Source organism: Rhodohalobacter sp. 8-1 (assembly GCF_038150125.1).
In the GTDB taxonomy this organism is placed as follows: Bacteria; Bacteroidota; Rhodothermia; order Balneolales; family Balneolaceae; genus SW132.
Map to the genome: position 1 here is coordinate 94,017 of NZ_JBBVMF010000014.1, position 21,700 is coordinate 115,716.

13 protein-coding genes and 1 tRNA gene are annotated in these 21,700 nt (G+C 43.5%); 9 read left to right on the forward strand and 5 right to left on the reverse strand.

Features of this window, described 5'->3' with window-relative positions:
* Positions 1-20: 20 nt before the first annotated feature.
* Complete coding sequence (locus AABW11_RS13700; RefSeq protein WP_340105684.1) at positions 21-3,182, reverse strand: TonB-dependent receptor; 3,162 nt, start codon at positions 3,180-3,182, stop codon at positions 21-23.
* A 299-nt stretch (positions 3,183-3,481) separates the two neighbouring features.
* Here AABW11_RS13700 and AABW11_RS13705 point away from each other — a divergent pair, with 299 nt between their 5' ends.
* From AABW11_RS13705 to AABW11_RS13740, 8 genes are all read left to right on the forward strand, one after another.
* A complete protein-coding gene (locus tag AABW11_RS13705; RefSeq protein WP_340105685.1) occupies positions 3,482-4,456 on the forward strand; it encodes a hypothetical protein in 975 nt (324 codons plus the stop codon).
* Positions 4,457-4,470: 14 nt separating this feature from the next.
* Positions 4,471-7,002, forward strand: a complete 2,532-nt coding sequence (locus AABW11_RS13710; protein ID WP_340105686.1) for an N-acetylmuramoyl-L-alanine amidase — start codon at positions 4,471-4,473, stop codon at positions 7,000-7,002.
* A gap of 35 nt (positions 7,003-7,037) precedes the next feature.
* The gene (locus AABW11_RS13715) at positions 7,038-9,722 is read left to right on the forward strand and encodes a serine/threonine-protein kinase (RefSeq protein WP_340105687.1); all 2,685 of its coding nucleotides are present in this window, start codon (positions 7,038-7,040) and stop codon (positions 9,720-9,722) included.
* A gap of 224 nt (positions 9,723-9,946) precedes the next feature.
* A complete protein-coding gene (gene pckA, locus AABW11_RS13720; RefSeq protein ID WP_340105688.1) occupies positions 9,947-11,548 on the forward strand; it encodes a phosphoenolpyruvate carboxykinase (ATP) in 1,602 nt (533 codons plus the stop codon).
* A 355-nt stretch (positions 11,549-11,903) separates the two neighbouring features.
* Positions 11,904-12,812 carry a deoxyribose-phosphate aldolase gene (gene deoC, locus AABW11_RS13725; RefSeq protein ID WP_340105689.1) on the forward strand — a complete coding sequence of 303 codons (909 nt, stop codon included), beginning with the start codon at positions 11,904-11,906 and terminating at the stop codon, positions 12,810-12,812.
* 63 nt (positions 12,813-12,875) lie between these two features.
* Positions 12,876-14,411, forward strand: a complete 1,536-nt coding sequence (locus tag AABW11_RS13730) for an aldehyde dehydrogenase family protein (protein WP_340105690.1) — start codon at positions 12,876-12,878, stop codon at positions 14,409-14,411.
* Between the two features lie 22 nt (positions 14,412-14,433).
* A complete protein-coding gene (locus AABW11_RS13735) occupies positions 14,434-15,297 on the forward strand; it encodes an aldehyde dehydrogenase family protein (RefSeq protein ID WP_340105691.1) in 864 nt (287 codons plus the stop codon).
* Positions 15,298-15,316: 19 nt separating this feature from the next.
* Entirely contained in the window at positions 15,317-15,955 is a 639-nt protein-coding gene (locus AABW11_RS13740; protein ID WP_340105692.1) for an SPOR domain-containing protein, read from the forward strand.
* Between the two features lie 662 nt (positions 15,956-16,617).
* Here the strand turns inward: AABW11_RS13740 and ychF are convergent.
* Genes ychF through nusB form a run of 3 tightly spaced genes read right to left on the reverse strand, consistent with a single transcriptional unit; the run spans position 16,618 to position 18,883 of the window.
* Positions 16,618-17,712 (reverse strand): redox-regulated ATPase YchF, encoded by a 1,095-nt coding sequence (gene ychF, locus AABW11_RS13745; RefSeq protein ID WP_340105693.1) that lies wholly within the window; start codon positions 17,710-17,712, stop codon positions 16,618-16,620.
* 46 nt (positions 17,713-17,758) lie between these two features.
* Positions 17,759-18,421: a metallophosphoesterase family protein gene (locus AABW11_RS13750; RefSeq protein ID WP_340105694.1), complete on the reverse strand. Its 663-nt coding sequence runs from the start codon at positions 18,419-18,421 to the stop codon at positions 17,759-17,761.
* Positions 18,422-18,883, reverse strand: a complete 462-nt coding sequence (gene nusB, locus AABW11_RS13755; protein ID WP_340105695.1) for a transcription antitermination factor NusB — start codon at positions 18,881-18,883, stop codon at positions 18,422-18,424.
* Positions 18,884-19,003: 120 nt separating this feature from the next.
* Between nusB and AABW11_RS13760 the strand changes: the two genes are divergently transcribed.
* Positions 19,004-19,077, forward strand: a tRNA-Val gene (locus tag AABW11_RS13760).
* 89 nt (positions 19,078-19,166) lie between these two features.
* On the opposite strand, the gene AABW11_RS13765 is transcribed toward AABW11_RS13760, so the two are convergent.
* Entirely contained in the window at positions 19,167-21,671 is a 2,505-nt protein-coding gene (locus tag AABW11_RS13765) for a PAS domain S-box protein (RefSeq protein WP_340105696.1), read from the reverse strand.
* Between the last annotated feature and the right edge of the window lie 29 nt (positions 21,672-21,700).

Below are 21,700 nucleotides of genomic sequence, written 5' to 3' on the forward strand. Positions count from 1 at the left end.
AGTTTAAAATTGCCTGGAAATTAAAACGAAAATTTCACGCCAAATTGGAAAGATCTGGGATTGAAAAATGTGAAGAAATTTTGATTCGGCATATCAATATAGGCTTTGTTATCCATCACATCATCAACAAACCCTTGTTCAGCCTGGACAAACTGTCCATCAGTAAATTGGTAAAATTGGTTTTCACCTGATACCCAATACAAAGCACGCGGAGTTGCATTAGTTACATTTTGCAAATCTGTGGTCGCTTCAATTGGTACAAAATCTACTCCGAAATCCCTGTAATCGCCAGGGCGGTCATCCCCGGTTAATGATGTTTCCGGATTACCATATGTGGCTACCACATCTGCAGGTAAATGAAGGGAGTTCATATAATTATTATAGTCTTGCCCGTCCACAAAACCTGCATTTGTAAAGAAATTCATTCTTTGAAGATTTAATACATTGGATATATCGACAAAGAAACCGATGTTACGAACACCTCCGACACTGAATTCCCGACTTAGTCGGGCATCTAACATCCAGTAATCTTTCCATACCACATTGTTCAGTGTTTCCTGTGTTGTGGGTCCGCCACCTGCCCATGAAAAACTAATCCCTTCTTGCCATCGACCAATAGTGCTAAGTGTCCAGCTTCCAAGTGGATAAAAGTCACCGATACTGGGGCCAAATTCTGAAGGTGCTAAAAAGTCAATATAGAGCCTTGCAAACGGACGTGGAACAGGTCTGAATTGTGCATTGTCCAGCGGCCCCGTTCTTCTGTTATAGTTTCTTTGTTCTGACGCAAGCTGATAGTTTTCCAAAGATCCAAATAAACCACCCGAAGTGGCACTGTATGTATAGTTAATTTCACCCCGAATTAAACTACCTGCGACTTTTCGAAATGTAAATTCAACACCTTTTGTATCCCGATACGAGAAAGGTTCGCTAACCGTATAGTTAGGTTGATCGTTAATACCTATGTACTGTATTTGCGTGGGCTGCTGACTGGTATCTCTGTAATAACCCGATATTCTTGCCAGAAACAGATCGAATAGATTGTGTTCGTACCCTAATTCATAGGCTACCGTTTTTGGCAGTGGATTGTTAGGATTTGCAAGCCTGGTCACATTATTATCAGGGTCTAAGCGAACCATGAAGAGATTTTCAGGATCCGGCATTGAATAAAAGTGACCATAATTAAAAAAGAGTTTGCTGTCCTCATTGATAGGAAAGCTAATACCCATTCTTGGACTTAAAGTGAGCTGTATATCTGGCTTTTCAGTTTCTAAAAGTTCATCTACCTGGTCGCCTCTTCCTATAAATACATCGGTATATGGATCAAATTCATACCATTCAGTTCTTGGGTTTGAATAATCGAGCCTTAATCCCAAATTCGCAATCATTCCTCTGAATTCAAGCCGATTTTGAACATACGCAGACCCTCTCAGTGGGTCGTTCGACCATTTTGAAAATACATTGCTGGACGTGAGTCCCCGGTCAACCCGTGCATAATTTATTTCATGATTGGATAACACCAGTTCGATACCGGCTTTCACCTGATTATTCTGATTGATCTGGCTGGTCATATCAACTTTACCGGTATATGTAGCCACACTACTGCTGTCTCGAGACGTACTCATCCCAACCCCCATACGCATACCGGATCCTATTCCATTTGCATTATCGGGAGAAAAACCAAAAGGAGCTTCATCAAAGCCTCTCCCGGCAAAAAATATGACCGGATCTGTGTTTCTCAGTCTGCCAGGATTTGTATCGTATCTGCTTTGCACTCTATTGATAGATACATCATAAAATGTATTGCTGCCGAGAGAATGAGTCAGTTTTGCTCCTATACTGCTTGTATTTCTTTTCGTAGGCGCCCAGTAGTCGGTTGAATAAATCCGGGATCTTATAAAGCTAACACGCTCCATTTCTTCTGATTGGCTTTGCGCAGATGTAAAAAAACCTGGCTCGCCATTATTTTCATCAGTCGTTCCAGTTTGCTCACCAAACAGCCCGTTTACACTTAATTTAATATTGGACTGCAGGTTTGATGTTAATCTGAATTGAAAACTTCGATCCTTATAGCGATCGCGTGAGAGTGGTACCATGTACATTGTCTGGGTCTCCCTGACAGATGCGCTAAACCTCAGATCACCAAGTTTGGAGCTCACAACAGGAACAGGGCCGGATATTGTCATATCCAAATCATAATCGGGTTCTGTAATACCAATTTCTTTTCGATGCTGCCATAAAAACGCCTGTTGAGCTCCTTCCGGAGTTATATCGGTATCCGGATTACCATCTGCATTAAAACGATCAGCAACAGAATCCCAACCTTCAAAATCATCATAGTTTTCTTGCCTGTAAATATCCCAGGCTCCATTATCAGTTCCTGTCCAGGCAACATCATCATCTATATATGGCAGTATCCAATAAGAATTGGGATTGTTTACTGACGGTCCAAAATGTTTCTCCTGAGGCGGTCGATATCGAATAATTGCATCAGCCTCATAACGATCTGCACGCCCTTCCTTTGTTGTAACTTGTACTAAACCAGATCGGATATTTCCATATTCAGCATTAAAACCACCCGTTTGCACCTGTATATTCGCAACTGAGGTAAGACTTATATTTGTAATTGGAGTGTTATCTCTCTCATCCCTTAAAGTCAGTCCATCTAAATTAAAACCAAGCTGATCCGAACTTCCGCCCCGAACACTCAATCCTTGTATTCCAGCTTGAAGACCTATCGCTTCATTTACAGATGTGATTGGAAGATTATCTATATCCTCCCGGCTGATATTTGCTCTGCTGGATGAAACATCTCTTTGAACGACCGGCATTACAGCCTGTACGACTATTTCCTCGCCTTCAATGATCTCTTCGCGAAGTTCGAAATCAATTTCGGTGACCTCATTGATATTTACCTCCACATTTTCAAAAATTACCGGAGCAAATCCAACCATACTTGCCCGTATCGTATAGACTCCCGGTGACACATTATTAATTGAAAAATATCCATCTACGTTAGTTTGAGCGCCCTGTGTCGTGTTTTGAATTATCACGTTAACACCTGGCAGCGGATTTTCTGTCCCTTGCTCAACTACAGTACCTTCTATTCGGCCTGTTTGGGCCATGGCAACAGTGCTGAAAATGAAAATGAAAAGAATCGTTAACAGTAGCGGCTTTTGACCCATATTCAATACCAAGTCCTTATATTTGAAGTTTTGACAACAGCACTATAACCTGCTGCTTTCAAGCTATCCTGAACCTATAATATTGGATAGAAGTTTTTTATCAAAACTCTATCTGAACATATCGCTTTAATCACCAAATTTGGGACCGCTTCCATACCTAAAAGTCTATTGCAATATCAAAATTCTAAAGTAGTTTAAAGTGAAGACATGCTGCTGATGCCTCAACCTAGAGTCATCTTAAAAAGGGCGATGTCGACAAAATTCTGACTGCAATTTTAAACATACAGCACAAAGCACTTATGAAACTTTTTTACTTTTTGATTATTACCCTAACTCTTTGGGGTACATTGCTTACATCCCTGACAATAGCACAAAAACCTGTTGCCGGAGAGATCTCCAGAATAGCTGAGGTGGAGGGCGTCGATATCATCAATCCGGAATGGTCACCTGATGGGTCAAAAATTGCTTTCACATCTGCCAAACAAAAAGGGCTTTGGGTTGCGGAAGCAAACGGTGAAAACATCCGTCAGATTACGGATGATGAAAGTGTAGGATTTGGATTCTCGTGGTCGCACGATTCCAATTACCTGCTGGCACGGCATTCCAGACAAAACGGTCCCCGAAGAACACATGCTGTTAAACTTTATTCAGCGGGGTCGGGTGAAGCCAGGCAGCTAACTGACTACCGAAATCAAATGCCGGCTGTTCCTGTATTTTCGGCAGATCAGCAGGAAATTTTACTTCCTCTTAGAGATCGCGTAGAAACATTCGAATCAGGCCTTCAACAGCGAATGAAAAAGACACTATCAGGTGAGCAAATAGTACAGCCTGTGGTACTGAATAATCGGTCTGCCATCCAGGTTGCAACCGCGCAATCTGACTCTTACAATACAATTGTACCCTTTGAAGGGAAAACATTTTTAAATGCCACACCCTCTCCGGACGGCCAGAGGATAGCATTTGAAGTGATGGGAGGCAATCTCTACATCATGAATACTGATGGTTCGAATGTGGTAGATCTGGGCCGGGCTAATCGCCCCGAATGGTCACCCGATGGCCGACATCTTGCCGCAATGTTAGCTGTCGACGATGGGTATCAAATTACCAAATCCGATATCGTTGCTTTTACAACAGATGGTTCCGAGTGCCTCTACTTCACCACATCATCCGGCCTGGTAGCCATGAACCCGTCCTGGTCACCTGATGGCTCCAAAATTGCGTTCCATGCGGCCAATGAAAGCGGCATTTTTGTGCTCGAACTTGAAACGAAATAACAGGAGATTTACAGATGAAATTGTTTCAAAACATTTTACTTAAAAAGCTATCCCTAAGCGCACTATTAATCGTATCATTTTTAATTTTTCAAGCTGCCCCTTCAGCGGCTCAGGATCCCGAAATTACCGGTTTTGATGGTTGGTCTGTTGTGATTGATCCCGGCCACAGCCAGACTGAGAATATGGGCATCTATAATTTTTCTGAAGCTGAAAAAGTGCTGACTATCGCCCTTCACCTCGAGGAAATGCTGCTAACAAAAACCGATATTTCAGACGTATACCTAACGCGGGATAATGGAACCGATATTGTAAGCCTTACGCAGCGTACCGACTTCGCTAATAGTGTTGCCGCAGATTTTTACCACTCCGTTCACAGTGATGCGGGTCCCCCGAGTGCAAACTCAACTCTGTTTCTTTGGGGCGGATGGCTAAATTATCAAAATCAAATTGTGGAAAAGACGCCTACCGGCGGACAGGCGATGGGCGATATCATGAATGTAGATTTGCCCTCCGCGATGAGAATCGGGACAAGAGGCACATTTGCAGATCGTACTTTCTACCAAAATGGTGCCGGCAATCAGTACCCGTATCTTTTTGTTAATCGAACATCAAATATGGCTTCTATTCTGTCCGAAGGCGGATTTCATACCAACCCGGAGCAGAATCAGCTGAATATGAATGAGGATTACCTCAGAATTGAGGCGCAAAGTCATTTCTGGTCGTATATGAAATATCTTAGTATTGACCGCGTGGAAATTGGTATTCTTTCCGGTGTGATAAATGACCAGGAAACGGGCAAACCCATAAATGGGGCAACTGTTACAGCAAACGGAAATACATATATCACCGATACATACGAATCTGTTTTCAACCAATATTCAAATGATCCGGAACAGCTCTCCAATGGCTTTTATTACTTTTCAGGCCTGACTCCAAATTCGGAGCTGACGCTGACCGTTGATGCAGAAAATTACTTTTCGGAAACTGTTACTGTATCTGTAAATGCTTATGATTTTACATTTGCCGATGTCGAACTCCTATCAAGCCTTGCCCCAGTGGTGGACTCTTTGTACTACAACCCCGAAGAAGGCCTTATGCCGGGTGAAAATCTCCTGGTTGAGTTTAACAGGGCTATGAACCGGCAGACGGTCGAAGATGCAATTGTAATGTCTCCTGATGTTGAATACACAGTGAGCTGGCAAAATGATCAGATAATCCGTATCCGAACCGGTAATTTTGATTATCTGACTGAGTACACGCTCACTATTAATGATACGGCTCTTGACCAGTTTGACAACATGCTAGACGGTGATGCAGACGGAGAAGAAGGCGGCACCTATTCCGCTGTTATAAATACCACGGGCCAGGATACCGATCCCCCGCAACTGGTTACCAGCTACCCGATAAATTCAGGCTTCAACTTCTTCAATGAAGATATTATTCAGCTTGTTTTTAATGAACCTCTTAATCAGGATGTCATCAATGGTTTGGCAGTAGAACTTTCATCTTCATCGACTGCGGATCCCGACTTTACCGCAGAGTATACTGAATTAAACGATCGCGGTGTTATTCAACTCATTCCGCACACACCCCTGGTTGCAGCCAGCTCGTACGACGTGGTCATACCGGCGGGAGTTGAAGATAAGTTCGGGAATGCTACCGCTGACGAAATTTCTATTAGTTTTCTCACATCGGGAAACGGGATAGTTAACCCCAGATACATAGACTCTTTCAACCAGGGCCTTACCGATTGGTGGGAACCTCAACAAAGTGGGTCAACAAGTGGTATTGCTACAGAAATAACCGGGCGGCCGCACGAAACCGTCGATCACCTGAGCCAAAAAGGAAGCAGCGGCGCCATGCGTATAAACTACGGCTGGGACGAAGCATCAGCAGGCCCATATCTGATTCGAATCTATAAAGGCGGAGGCCTGCGATTTAACGCCGGCGACGAGATGCTGGCATACGTATTTGGTGATGGATCGGGCACTCCGATGCGGTTTGTTATCCGGGATTCAAACAATCAGCTTGAGGCCAGCGACTGGATTGATATAAACTGGATAGGCTGGCGGCTGGTCCGTTGGGAAATGACAGAAGAAACATCAAATGCCTGGGTTAACGGAGACGGTAACCTGGATGGAGAACTGTTTATTGATAGTATTCAGCTTAGCTATAACGAAGGACAGTCCGAACTGCAGGGAAGTATTATTGTTGACGAGTTGAAGGTAGCTCAGGTTGAGCTTCTTACTTCAAATGAAGATGAAATCACATCAAATCTTCCTACATCCTATGAACTAAGCCAGAACTACCCTAACCCTTTCAACCCTTCTACAGTCCTCAGCTACAGCCTGCCCGAATCATCAGAAGTTTCACTGAGTGTCTATAATCTCACAGGCCAGCTAATTGCAACCATCGACGAAGGAACCCGACAGGCCGGTACGCATAATATTAATTTTGACGCCGGTCATTTGTCGAGTGGCGTTTATATTTATAGATTGTCTGCCGGTAATACAGTATTAACGAAAAAGATGACGCTTATTAAATAATCTGCGTTGCGTCGTCTGAAGTCTCGGGTTTGTGAATGACAACAGAAGAATGGAATAAGATTGAAGCCATTGTAGATGAGGCGTTGGATATTCCTGAAAAGGAGCGACACGCCTTCATCAAACAACGATGCATCAACAGACCGATGCTGATTCAGCACGTTTATTCATTCCTGGCATCCGTGGCAAAAGCTGATCAATTTTTCTCTTCAAGTAAACTGCTGAAAGATAAACTTGAGGATGAAATTGCATCAGACGATCTTTTTTCTGAAAACTATGCTGAGCTAATCGGCAATAAGATTGGTTCCTACACGCTTACATCTCTCCTTGGTGAAGGCGGCATGGGCGCAGTTTTTTTGGGTGAACGAACCGACGGTCAGTTTAAGCACTCCGTCGCCATCAAAATAATTCAGAGTGGCTTAAATAAATCTGAAATTTACGACCACTTTATCCGCGAGCGGCAAATACTCGCTGGTCTCAATCACGAGAATATTGCGCGTTTATATGATGGCGGCGTCACTGATACTAATATTCCCTACCTTATCATGGAATATGTTCACGGCACGCCCATCGATGAATACTGTGACCAACACAGGTTATCGGCAGCCGAACGCATTGAGCTCTTCAAATCTGTATGCAACGCGGCAAAATACGCACACAAAAACCTGGTGATTCACCGCGATCTGAAGCCTGAAAATATACTTATTACAGATAACGGAACAGTGAAAGTCATGGATTTTGGCATTGCCAAACTGATTGACGGTTCAAATATTGATGAACCTGCTGCTGATAAGTCCGAGCAATCTCGCTTTGTCTCCTACTCAAACGCTTCACCGGAACAAATTCAAGGATTTTCTGCCACAACTGCATCTGATATTTATGCACTCGGTGTGTTGTTTTACAAGTTGCTTGCCGGCGTTCATCCGCTGCCGCTTAAAGAAAAGCCGTTGAAAATTGTTGTCAACATCATTCAAAATGAAGTCCCGAAGTCTCTGGCCGAGCGGTTTAAAGAACTTCCGACGGACACTCGAGCCAGGATTCTCGCTGCACGGTCAACCACTGCTTCAAAAACAGCTAATCTATTGAATTATGATCTGGACGCTATTGTCCAAAAATGTCTGCAAAAGTCGCCCGACGATCGGTATCAAACTGTTGAAGACCTGGTTCAGGATCTTATCCGCTATGAAAATAATTTTCCGGTAAAATCGCGTGATAACGGGGCATTTAGCATTACAAAGAAATTTACTGCCCGGAACAAAGGATTTATTTCCGCAGCAGCAACATTTTTGATAGCAGCACTCATTTCAGCTCTTTTTTACACGCACGATATTCAGCGGCAACGTGATATCGCTCAGATGGAAGCAAATAAAGCCACGCAAGTGACAAGTTTTGTACTGAATCTGTTTCAGGGCGCAGCTCCTAATCAAGCCGCTGGCGGTGATATTTCAGCCAGGGATTTGCTTGATCGAGGTATTGAACGAACCAAATATTTATCAAATCAGCCAGAAATTCAGGCTAATATGTTTGAAGTTCTTGGCAGGATTTTGACTCAGCTCGGCGAATACGACGAGGCAACCAATCTTCTTCAGCAGTCAATTGCACTTCGTATACAGCTGTTCGGTGATGATAATCTCGAGACCATCTCTAGCTATGAACAGATGGGAATACTCCTTAGTGCGAAGGGGGACTTGTTTATAGCACAATCAATGCTTGAAAACGCACTTAGCAAAAGAAATACTATTCAGGGTGAACGACAGGCCGCCATGTCTGAAGCCAATGCAGAGCTTGCTTATATCTACCGGCGTCTCGGTAAGTATGAGGAGGCCGAGGACATTTACCGATCGTTAATCACTATTTATGGAGAAGAGCTGGGGCAGGATGACCCGCTTACACTTTCCAGCTTAAGTAGCCTTGGGGTTACGATGCATACCAGCGGAAACCTTGCTGAAGCAGAAAAAATTTATCGGGATGTACTTGATAAACGGCTGGAAATCTATGATACGGCTCACCCAGAGATTGCGATGAGCTATAACAATCTCGGTTCACTCCTGCTTAATCTTGGCCGGTTTGATGAATCACGGGAAATGCTGACGAAATCTCTAAACATGCGGCGCACTCTTTTCGGGGAATCTCACCCTAAGGTAGCGTTAACTTTAAATAACCTCGGCATTTTAAAACGAAACCAAGGTCGATTTGATGAGGCCATTTCGTTAATGGAAGAATCGATTCAGATTAATAGAGAACTGCTGGGCGAGAATGAACTACAAACAGCAACCAATTTATTCAGTTTGGCCGAACTCTATTTGATGAGGAGCAGGACGGATGAGGCTTTTGCTCTTTATAAAAAAGTTCACGCGATTTTCAATGCTCACTTACCCGACGGAAGTTCATTTATCGCCAGATCATTAATTGGAATGGCTGAATCAAGGCTGCATGATCAAACCGAAGATTTCGATTTAGATTTAATAGAGCAGCAAATCAAAAAGGGCTATGAACAGGTGAAGTACCTTCATCCCAACCATTCGATTGAGTATGGACTCGCCTCGGCAGCCATGGGCAAAATGTATCTCAAAACAGACCGAAAGGATCAGGGCAAAACCTACCTTAAGAAGGCTCATCAAATTATATCCAGTATCGAAGGTAAAACCAGTTTCAGAGCAACGGCTATTGAATCTTTGATAACTCAGAATTTTTCTCACCAAATTCCCGAAACCGGTAACTGATTTCCATCCCAAGCCGCCAGAAATATTCCTCGCTGATTTCACTGTAAAAAAGATTGAAATAGCGGTATATTTCGACCCTATTAATTTTTGGGAAAAACCCAAAATCACATGAAATAGCTTCTACTCGTCAAAGATGCCCTTTTATAATAGAAAAGCGCTTTTTTATAGAGAATATTAGCTCGCACAAATTTCTAAATTGTTTAAAAATCATAACAGAATTTTCCATGAAACACGACTATGGAAGTCAGCCCAAAAGTCATATCGGACTTGACGATCTGGGGCTAGAAAATGCCAAGACTGTATACTGGAATTTGAATCCGTCTCAGCTATACGAACTCGCCCTGGAAAAAGGCGAGGCTATACTTACCGACAAAATGGCGATAAGAATTCTTACCGGAAAATATACCGGCCGCTCACCACAAGATAAATTCATCGTTGACGAACCAACAACATCCGACAGCATTGACTGGGGGGATGTTAATCAACCAGTTTCCGAAGAGGTATTTGATAATCTCCACAAAAAGATGACCGATTATCTTGCGGATAAAGATCTCTTCGTCAAGGATTTATATGCGGGCGCGGATCCGGATTACAGGCTGAACGTTCGGATTGTTAGCCAGGTTGCCTATCACGCACTATTTGCTCACAATATGTTTATCCGGCCTGATAAAGAAGATCTTAAACATCATGAACCGGAATTTACAGTTCTTGCAGCCCCTCAATTCCAGGCAGATCCCGAAACTGACGGGACGCAATCGAGCACATTTATCCTCTGCAATTTCGAAAAAAAATTGATTCTGATTGGCGGTACTCTCTACTCCGGTGAGGTAAAGAAAGGTATCTTTTCAGTTTTGAACTACCTCTTGCCTAAACAAGACGTGATGGCTATGCACTGCTCAGCCAATATGGATGAACACGGTAAAACGGCTGTATTCTTCGGCTTATCAGGTACTGGAAAAACCACACTATCGGCAGATGCAGATAAAATCCTGATTGGTGATGATGAACACGGCTGGAGTGAAAAAGGTATTTTTAACTTCGAGGGCGGATGCTACGCGAAAACGATCAACCTTTTAGAAGAGAAAGAACCGGAAATCTACCAGACAACCCAAATGCCCGGCACTATTCTGGAAAATGTCGTACTTGATGCAGACAGAAAACCCGTGTTCGATGATGACAGCCTCACACAAAATACGCGATGTGCCTACCCTATTCACTACATCCCGAATGCAAGTGAAACAGGACGCGGAAACCACCCTGATAGTATAGTATTCTTAACTGCAGATGCTTTCGGAATACTTCCCCCAATTTCCAGGCTGACACCAGAACAGGCGATGTATCATTTCATCAGCGGCTATACCGCTAAAGTTGCGGGTACAGAAAGAGGAGTTACTGAGCCACAGGCCACATTCTCTGCATGTTTTGGTGCACCATTCATGCCGCTTCATCCCACCGTGTATGCCGAGCTCCTTGCGGAAAAAATAAGGACTCATAACTCAAATGTTTGGCTTGTGAATACCGGCTGGACTGGTGGGCCGTATGGAAAAGGTCACAGAATGAAATTAGCCCATACCCGTAAAATGCTCAGCGAAGCACTTTCAGGCCATCTGGATCACGTGGAATACAATGAAGAACCTGTATTTGGGCTTGCGATTCCGTCAAAAATCACCAGTATTCCTTCAGATATTCTGAACCCCAAAAATACCTGGGAAGACAAGGATGCTTATGACAATAAAGCCAATGAATTGGCTGACATGTTTACCGAAAACTTTAACCAGTTCAAAGAGCGAGCCTCCAAAGAAATTATAGAGGCAGGACCGGAGTAGGATATTCGTTGGATATGAATTTTTAAGCCCGGTATTATGAAGTAATGTCGGGTTTTTATTTTTTGTACTGTCAAACAAATTTTGGTTGACTCATCCTATGGTTTTTTTATGGAGTCATACCACGCCGTGGCGTGGGATCTCCCATCTTCGTTCGATATGTAAATCCTGTCAATGGCTTACTCCATACCTGTTAAAGATGGGAGATCCCGCTTCGGGGTGCGGGATGACTCAATTTTGACAGCATGTTCTCACTTTTCAGGCAAAAAACAGCGTACTGCATCAATTTTCTCAAGTTCTTTTACTCAGCTTTTAAGTTCCGTACCTTCAAAGACATACTAAAATATCGATATACAATATGAGCACTACGACCTACCCAGATTTTAGCCAAACTATTCCTATTGACACCATCGGCGTTCATGAACGGGTATCAAGGCTAAATAAACGCAGTATCAAAAAGGAATCGAAGGTCCAGGGGCTGAAACTTGCACTCAGCATGATTGACCATACAACACTTGAGGGTAAAGATTCCGAAGGCAAAGTTATACAGCTTTGCCGAAAGGCTATCACGCCCTACGCGTCTATGCCTGATCTACCAAGCGTAGCAGCTGTTTGCGTCTATCCAAATATGGTATCCGTAGCTAAAAAAACGGTAGCCGGGTCGTCTGTAAAAGTAGCAAGTGTAGCCACTGCATTTCCAAGTGGTATGGCTCAGCTTCAAACCAAACTCGACGATGTAAAATTTGCGGTTGATCAAGGTGCGGATGAGATCGATATGGTGATTTCACGCGGTCAATTTTTAAAGGGAAATTACACTTATGTTTTTGACGAAATAGCCGCTGTTAAAGAGGCCTGTGGCAATGCACATTTGAAAGTTATACTTGAAACAGGTGAACTGGAAACACTCACAAATGTCAGAAAGGCGAGTGACCTGGCGATGCATGCAGGAGCTGATTTTATTAAAACATCGACCGGTAAAATACAGCCGGCAGCCACACAGACCGTCACGCTCGTCATGCTCGAAGCCATTCGCGACCACTACAGAGAAAACGGCCGGATGGTTGGAATGAAACCTGCCGGAGGCATTCGAAAAGCGAAAGAAGCTCTTCAGTATCTCGTTTTGGTTAAAGAAACCCTAGGTGCAGGATGGCTGTCTAACAAATGGTTTAGGTTTGGAGCAAGTTCACTCACAAATGATCTGTTGATGCAGATTGTAAAACAGGAAACCGGCGTTTACCAGAGCAGTGTCTATTTTTCCAACGATTAATATCGGAGTCTTTCATCGCTCAGCTATGAGAACTGCACATTCAGATTACCAAATTTTATAGATATGTCTACCACTGATCAAAAGAATACAACTGATACAAAGTCAACGAATGGTTCATCCAAGCCCACATCACCAAACGCAGATTTAAAGCTCGATTTTGCGTCTTTCTGGGAGTACAGCAGTGCACCTGAAAGCAGCGATAAAGTTGATATAAAACCGTCATACGGGCATTTCATAGACGGTGAGTTTGTTGACCCTGTTAAAGGACGTACGTTTAGCTCTATCAATCCCGCAACAGAAGAGGTTCTCACTGAAATTTCAGAAGCAACCTCAGAAGACGTTGACAAAGCGGTGAAAGCTGCCAGAGCTGCCTACAATAAACGCTGGAGTACACTTCCTGCCAAGGAGCGCGGAAAATATATTTTCCGTATTGCCCGCATGATCCAGGAGAGATCCCGCGATCTTGCCATTACGGAATCTCTGGATGGCGGAAAACCTATTCGTGAATCCCGCGATGTGGATGTACCACTCGCAGCGGCTCATTTCTTCTACTATGCCGGATGGGCAGATAAACTGGATTACGCATTCCCGGGAAGGAAAGCCGAATCTCTCGGCGTATGCGGGCAGATCATTCCATGGAATTTTCCGCTTTTGATGCTCGCCTGGAAAATTGCTCCCGCCCTCGCAACCGGAAATACTGTTGTGCTAAAACCGGCTGAAACAACCTCCATTACTGCTCTAAAATTCGCCGAAATTTGCAGAGATTCAGGATTACCCGATGGGGTTGTGAATATCGTAACCGGAGCCGGACAAACGGGGTCAGCTATTGTAAACCATCCGGATATCGACAAGATTGCCTTTACCGGTTCAACGAACGTAGGCAAGATTATTCAAAAGTCAGTTGCCGGCACAGACAAAAAATACACGCTTGAACTCGGCGGCAAAGGAGCAAACATTGTCTTTGAGGATGCATCCATCGACCAGGCTATTGAAGGCATTATCAACGCAATCTTTTTTAACCAGGGACATGTGTGTTGTGCGGGATCGCGTCTGTTGGTCCAGGAAGGAATTGCTGACACTCTCACCCAAAAACTAAAGGAGAGACTGGAAACTCTTATTGTTGGTGATCCTCTGGACAAAAATACCGATATCGGTGCAATTAACTCGAAAGCCCAGTATGAACGCATAAACGAGTATATCGAAATCGGTAAATCGGAAGGTGCCGAAATGTATCAAACAAACAACAATCTCCCTGAAAACGGCTACTTTTGCAAGCCTACACTGTTTATGGGCGTATCTCAAAGTAACCGAATTGTCCAGGAAGAGATCTTCGGCCCTGTTCTCACCATTCAGACGTTCAGAACGCCATCAGAAGCCATCGAAAAAGCAAATAACTCGCCATACGGATTATCGAGTGGCATCTGGACGGACCGCGGATCGAAAATATTCAATATCGGTGCCAACATGGATTCCGGTGTCGTCTGGGCAAATACGTTCAACAAATTTGATCCAACCTCTCCGTTCGGCGGCTATAAAGAGAGCGGCGTTGGGCGCGAAGGCGGACTTCACGGCCTCTATCCATATGTAAATCTGGTATAATCGAATCTGACATAAAATTCCTATGAGTAACCGAATCGATGTTTTGAAGACCTATAAAACGTATGTGGGCGGTGCCTTTCCACGAAGCGAATCTGGCCATACCTATGCCCTCGAGAATAAAAGCGGCAAAACCATTGCCAATGTATGTCGCTGCACGCGAAAGGATGCTCGTGACGCCATGGTTAAAGCGCGCGCCGCTCAAAAGGGCTGGCAGAACCGCTCGGCCTACAATCGCGGACAAATCCTTTATAGAATTGCTGAAATGCTGGAAGGCCGAAAAGATCAGTTTGTTCATGAAATGGAACTCATGGATATCAAAAAGAAAACGGCTTTAAAAGAGGTTGAACTTTCAATCGACCGGCTGATTTACTACGCTGGTTGGACCGATAAAATCAGCCAGGTATATGGAACTGTAAATCCGGTGGCAAGCAGCCACTTCAACTTCAGTATGCCTGAACCAACAGGCGTAGTTGGAGTGATCGCGCCGCAGCAAAGTCCGATGCTTGGTCTTGTAAGTATGATGGCACCAGTCATAGCCGGAGGGAACACAGTTCTGATTCTCGCATCGGAAAACTATCCGCTGTCTGGCGTAAGTTTTGGTGAAGTACTCCATGCATCTGATGTGCCGGGCGGAGTTGTGAATATACTTACAGGCTACCAGAATGAAATGATTTCACACTTGAGTGCGCATCTGGACTTGAACGGCGTGTTTAATGCTAATAAAGATGCAGATTTACGGAAACAAATTGATGAGAATTGTGCTTTAAGCGTAAAACGCAGTCGACACGTTATGAATGTTGACTGGACTGATCCAACCCATGAAAATCCTTATTACATCATGGATTTCCAGGAGATAAAAACAACCTGGCACCCCGTTGGTGTTTAACCGAACAAAAATGTATTAAATGTTTAACAAATTACTTTTAATTATCTGCGGGGTCTTCCTGGCCATTAGCTGTGCCACCACTGAATCAACATCAGACGAAGACGATTCAAGGCCATCCGAACCCGATAACCTTGCAGAAGATTACAGGAATGAATCCCTATCCAATACTGAGCGCCTGCTGCTTAGCACCCGCAGTCAATTAAGCAATCACTATTCTGAAGACATGGTATACATTCCCGATCTATATTTGCAGGAGATTGTGATGAATGAGCGGAAAACTGACCCTTACGCTGGTTTTCGGGTCCAGCTGTTAAGTACCCGAAATGTAGCAGAAGCAGACTCTGTGAGGGATTATTTCGTTGCATGGGCAGATTCAGTGATTGCCGGTTACGAACCTGATGCATACGTTGTTTTTCGGTCACCCCACTATCGAGTTCGGGCAGGTGACTTTCAGGATAGAGAACGGGCAGTTCACTTTTCAGGAATGTTGAAAAACAGATATCCCGATGCCTGGGTTGTCCATGAGCGGATTGAGCCGTCAAAAACTCCCGCCGACACTACCGACATTCGTTTCAAAGACCTCGATGCTATCGAATTTGAGGAAGAGATGCGTATGATGGAATCAGAATCAGCCGACACAACGTCTCTTGACAGATAACTACTCATTTCTCGATGCAGACCTGACTGCATTACCGGTGCTTTTCCGTCCCGAACCTTCGGGATGTCAGCGTCAAAAATCAACGCTGTCAGATCCCCCATAGGTATCCCTTCGGGGCAGTGGGTGTACCGCTGTTGCGGCACCTTCGGCTGACAGGTTGCTTACGACATTTCATTTGTAAATTATTTTTTGGTTCAACCGGAAAGTTTGTGGGTAATTGTAATAATCCTACGCACAGTTTCATTAAACCAGATGAGTTATCCAAAAGATTACCCCGGTTATCAGATAGAACAAAACATGTTGCTTTTACAGATTCTTCACAAAACGGTAAACCACCGTTTTATTCAGAATGACAATCTTTAGGCTGGGGTTTCGGGCGGCGTGATGAGAAAGCGATATTGATAATGACGACTGTGTTCACGCCGCCCCCATACTAACCAACGACCGTGTCATCCTGATCGAGCCATTGCAGTTGATGGCGAAGAGAAGGATCTGCAAAAGCAATGGCTCATAATCTTGGAAAATTTTGAAGATGGTCTAAGCGATTATTCACATATTTTGTCATCAACCCACAAAATTTCCGGTAGAACCTATTTTTTGACTTCAGCTCCGGCAATTAACCAATCACTAAATAACTAATTTTCAGATTTCCTAAAATCACTCTACACATTAAATCTGAATAGCATCACGTCGCCGTCTTTTACAACGTACTCTTTTCCTTCCTGTCTCATTTTCCCGGCTTCGCGGGCCGCTTTTTCTGATCCAAGTTCTGAATAATCATCAAAAGCAATAGTTTCTGCCCGAATAAATCCACGCTCAAAATCGGTGTGTATAACTCCGGCTGCCTGTGGCGCTTTGGCCCCTTTTTTGATAGTCCACGCTCGTACTTCTTTCGGGCCTGCCGTAAAATAGGTAATCAATCCAAGATTGCTGTACGCTGCCTGGATCAGCCGGTCGAGTCCCGCGCTGTCGAGCCCAAGCTCCTCAAGGAACATCTCTTTTTCCTCTTCCTCGAGCTCGGCTATTTCTGCTTCAATTTTGGCGCAAAAAGACACTACTTCATCATTATGCTCACTGGCTATTGCTTTTACCTCATCAACCCAGTCATTCCCTGTGTTCACATCGTCTTCAGACACATTGCATGCATAAAGCACCGGTTTGTTAGACAGTAAAAACAGATCCCTGAAAATATCACGTTCCTCTTTTTCTGCCTCAAATGTGCGGGCCGTATTGCCTGTCTCAAGGTGTTCCTTCAGGCGCTCAACGACAACCAGCTGTTCGGTAATTTTCTTGTCGCCGCCTTTCGATTGCTTTTTGAGAGTATCAACCCGCTTTTCAACGGTTTCCAGATCTTTAAGAATCAGCTCATCTTCGATAATGCTGATGTCTCGGGTAGGGGCAACGGATCCTTCAACATGAATCACATCGCCGTCGTCGAAACACCGAACTACATGCACAATCAAATCAACCTCCCTGATATGCGACAGAAACGCATTCCCTTTTCCTTTTCCTTCAGACGCTCCTTTCACGAGACCCGCGATGTCAACAAATTCAATTGTAGCGGGCACCGTTTCTTTTGGATCCACAAGCTCTTTCAATCTATTCAGCCGTTTGTCAGGCACGGTTACCAGGCCAACATTTGGATCAATGGTACAAAAAGGAAAGTTTGCTGATTCTGCTCCGGCATTACTCAATGCATTAAACAAGGTTGACTTACCGACATTTGGTAATCCAACAATTCCACATTTTAAACTCATAAAAACTCTGTTTTAACAATTAATTTGATTTGTAGTGATACCAGGATCAGTCCAATGAGACTTGGTGCATAAACTTTTTTTCGGGCAGCCGAACTGCTGTCAGCTTTCCGAGACCGGGCCGATTGTACACACAACCCGTATCAATTCCAATCATTTTATTCTGCTGAATAGGGAAAGGCTGTGGTGTATGGCCAAATACAACTGTTTTCTCCCAAGGCGGCTCGAAAGCATTCAGGTGCTCGCGTCCCCAATAAAAATAGTCGTGATTCGATTCATCCTCCTTACTCTCCTCAATAGTCAGATTTGGCGGAATTCCTGCATGAACGAAAAAATAGTTCTCCGTTTCAAAAAAGAGGCGGGTTTTCTTATAGAAACTGATATGCGAGTCAGGGATGTCCGATATCGTGGCACCTTCACCATAGGATTCCAGCGTGCTTTTGCCCCCATTCATCATCCAGTTTTGAGTGCTCCCGTGTTCTAGCGCATGAAGCAGCATAAGCTCGTGGTTACCGCGTAAAAATATCGTTTTACGCTCTTCCTTCACTTTCAGCAAAAAATCGATAACCCCTTTTGAGTCCGGCCCTCTGTCGATGTAATCACCTACAAACAGGTGAATATAATCTTCATATGGCTCTAATTTTTCCCAAAGTGCTTTAAGTGTCTTCACACATCCGTGAACGTCGCCAATAGCAACAATTTGATTTATCATCTAACTTCGTGATGTTTCAATTAAACCTCTTCCCTTCTTAGTGATGCGTCCTTTTTCGGTTAGATCACTCAGGATTGCATCCAGTATTCCATTCACAAATGTGCCGCTTTTGCGGGTCGAGTAGGATTTGGCAAGTTCAATTGCCTCGTTGATGGTTACTTTCGTCGGAATTTGTTCAAAATGAATAAATTCAGTGATCGCCATTCTCAAAATCAGTTTATCAAGCGTGGCGAGACGACTAACTTCCCAGTTTTTAATATGCCTGGCAATTATTTCGTCGTACTCTTTCTTCTCATCAGTTGTATAGAGAATAACCTCATTTGCGAACGATACACCCGCGATGTCGTCCTTCAGGAGATCTTTAACGATCAGTTGTGATACCTCAGCACGAGAATTATCTCCAACTTCAATGGCGTATAACGACCTGAGAGCAGCTTCCCTCGCTTTTCTTCTGTTAATCATAAGTTTTATCGAAATTCAAAAAGAACAGAAAAATACAAACCTTTAAGCTCAGCCGAAAGAACTCTCTTTTTTTGATTGCATTTAAACCTTCGAACCCCCTATCTTTGGATCATAAATTACGGGTTCATAGCTCAGTTGGTTAGAGCGTTGCATTGACATTGCAGAGGTCGGCAGTTCGAATCTGCCTGAACCCACTGAAACTCCGGGGATTTCTTTTTGTATTAATCTCTTCTATTTTTCCGAAGTCTGCCTGCTTCTATACACTCCTCAAAAAGAAGCACCCTCACTTTTTCGCAAGATCAAACGAAAAAATATACTTTGTACCATTAGATGATTTTACCTGCAGATCAGCCTCAAGCTGACTTGTAAGTGTTTTGATAAGAAGAGTGCCCAGGGAATTTGTGTCAAGCTCTTCGAATGGTGCCGGCAGACCAATACCATTATCCGAAATTTCTATTGTAGCCCGTCCGTCTTGTCGCTTAAAAACAATTCTGATCTCTGGATTCGGATGTCCTTTAGGAAAAGCGTACTTAAGTGAATTTGTAATAATTTCATTGATCACCAGGCCGCAAGGTATTGCTTTTTTTATCGGAAGCTTTATTGGAACGGCATCCATGTTGATGTTGATGTCTTCATCAGTCTTATTGTGCGACTTCACGATTACCCCAACAAGCTCATTGATATACTGACCAAAATCGATTTCGGATAATGTTTCATTCTGGTAAAGTTTTTCATGGATCAATCCCATAGAATTAATACGCATCTGACTGTCACGCAGGGCATTTTTCGCCTCCTCACTTTTCAAATTGTGATATTGCAGTTCAAGCAATCCAGTAATGACGGCAAGATTATTTTTTACCCTGTGATGGATTTCTGCCAGAAGCACTTTTTTCTCTTCAAGAGATTTCTTGAGTCTTTCTTCCGATTCAATACGGTCAGTGATATCCATATAAATGCCAAACATGGCGATCGGCTGCCCTTCAAGCATCACCGGCACTCCATAGATGAATACATCGATTAAATCGCCGCTTTTTGTCCTTCGTTTTTTTGTCAGCGTGAACGTTTCCGTACTATCAGACAAATTACGAGCTACATCAAGATCCTCTTTGGGAACAATAAGGTCATCAATATTCTCACCTTTAATGGCTTCACTGCTATAACCAAATAGAGCTTCAAAACTATGGTTAACCTGTACAATCAGAGACTCTCGGTCTAGAAGCGCAATACCCAGAGGTGAATTGCTGAATAGTTGTTCAAAGAGCTCTTCATTTCGTCGTAATTTCTCTTCGCGTTCCACGGTTTCCGAAATGTCCCTTGCTACCGCAATTACAACATCCTGGCCGAAAAACTGGCCTTTCGATAATCTGATTTCTTTGGGAAATATCTCGCCGTTCTTACGTTTTCCCCACCATCTGAAATCCTGGCTTTCTCCATTCAGGGCTTTTTGAAAGCGCTCCATCGTCTCATCCAAATCTACTTTAGATTCGGCCGCTAAAAAAGATGGATCCTTGCCAATAATTTCATCCTTCTCATAGCCATACATCTCAAGCACGCCTTTATTGACCTCTAAAAATGTCCCTTGCTCATCCTGAATGTAGATGCTGTCTGAAATTGAATCAAAAAGTGACTGGTAGCTTTCTAAGGATGACCTGTAATTTTCCAAGGTTTTAACCTGGCTTGTTTGATCAGTAATCACCCCAAGAATTTTTTGAGGTCCTCCGTATCTTATAGCAGATCCGTACGTTTTTACATGAAGTACACGGTCGGACTTTGATATAATTCTCAAACTGGTTTCAAATGAATCCTTTCCTTCTCGCTCCCACTGCTTTCTTTGTCGATTAATCCAGCTGAAATCATCCGGGTGGATCAAATCCTGAATGTGTAAGTTTTCTTTTAATTCAGTCTCAGAATATCCGGTCAGGTCACACATTCTGGGGTTAACATAACTAAACCGGGTTCCGCTCAGAATGTAGATACCGACGAACGACTGCTCGCTCATTATCCGGAACTTACTCTCTGATTTACGAAGTTTATCTTCGGACAGCTGCTGGATAGTAACATCCTCAATCAAAGAATATATAGCGATAACACAGCCATTATCATTTTTTATAACTGAATTGTGCCAGTGAGATACTATCTGGTCTCCCCGGCTGTCTGTATGCTCAGATGTAAATGTAAAATAACCCGTGTCGTTATTATTCAGCTGGTCCCTCAATTCAAAGATAGCTGGCTCATCTATAAATGAAAGTTCCTCTATCGGCTTGCCTAATACATCATGATATTGGGTATCAAACATCAGCTCTGCTTTCTCAGAGAAATCCCTGACTTTCAGCTCCTTGTCCCATTCTATCAAGGCAAATGGCATTTGGGTTCGCATCAAATCTACTCTGGGCATTTTCCTGAGATCAAGTGAATTTTGGGTCACCATCTCATGTATATCATGCGCTATCGCCATGCGCACAAGCCGGCTATTGTACCTGAATTTCTGGAAAGTAAACTGCACAAACCATCTGTCACCCGCTTTGTTAAAGTGACGCCACAATTCTTCTGGATAGATATTCGCCAGGGATACATCTTCAATATTAAGTTCTGAAAGGGAGACTTTCTCTCCAAGATCAGTGAGTTTCATCTCTATCAACTCATCCTTGCTAAACCCATAGCGTAACAGCGCCTGCTCGTTTGCATCTAAGATTTGAAGAGAATTAAAATCGTAGAGAAACATGGCTTCTTTTTCAAAAAAAGAAGTGCTGGTGAGCTTTCCATTCTGATTATTACCCTTATTATTCATTTGCCCAAAAGCTGTTCACCGATTAAATC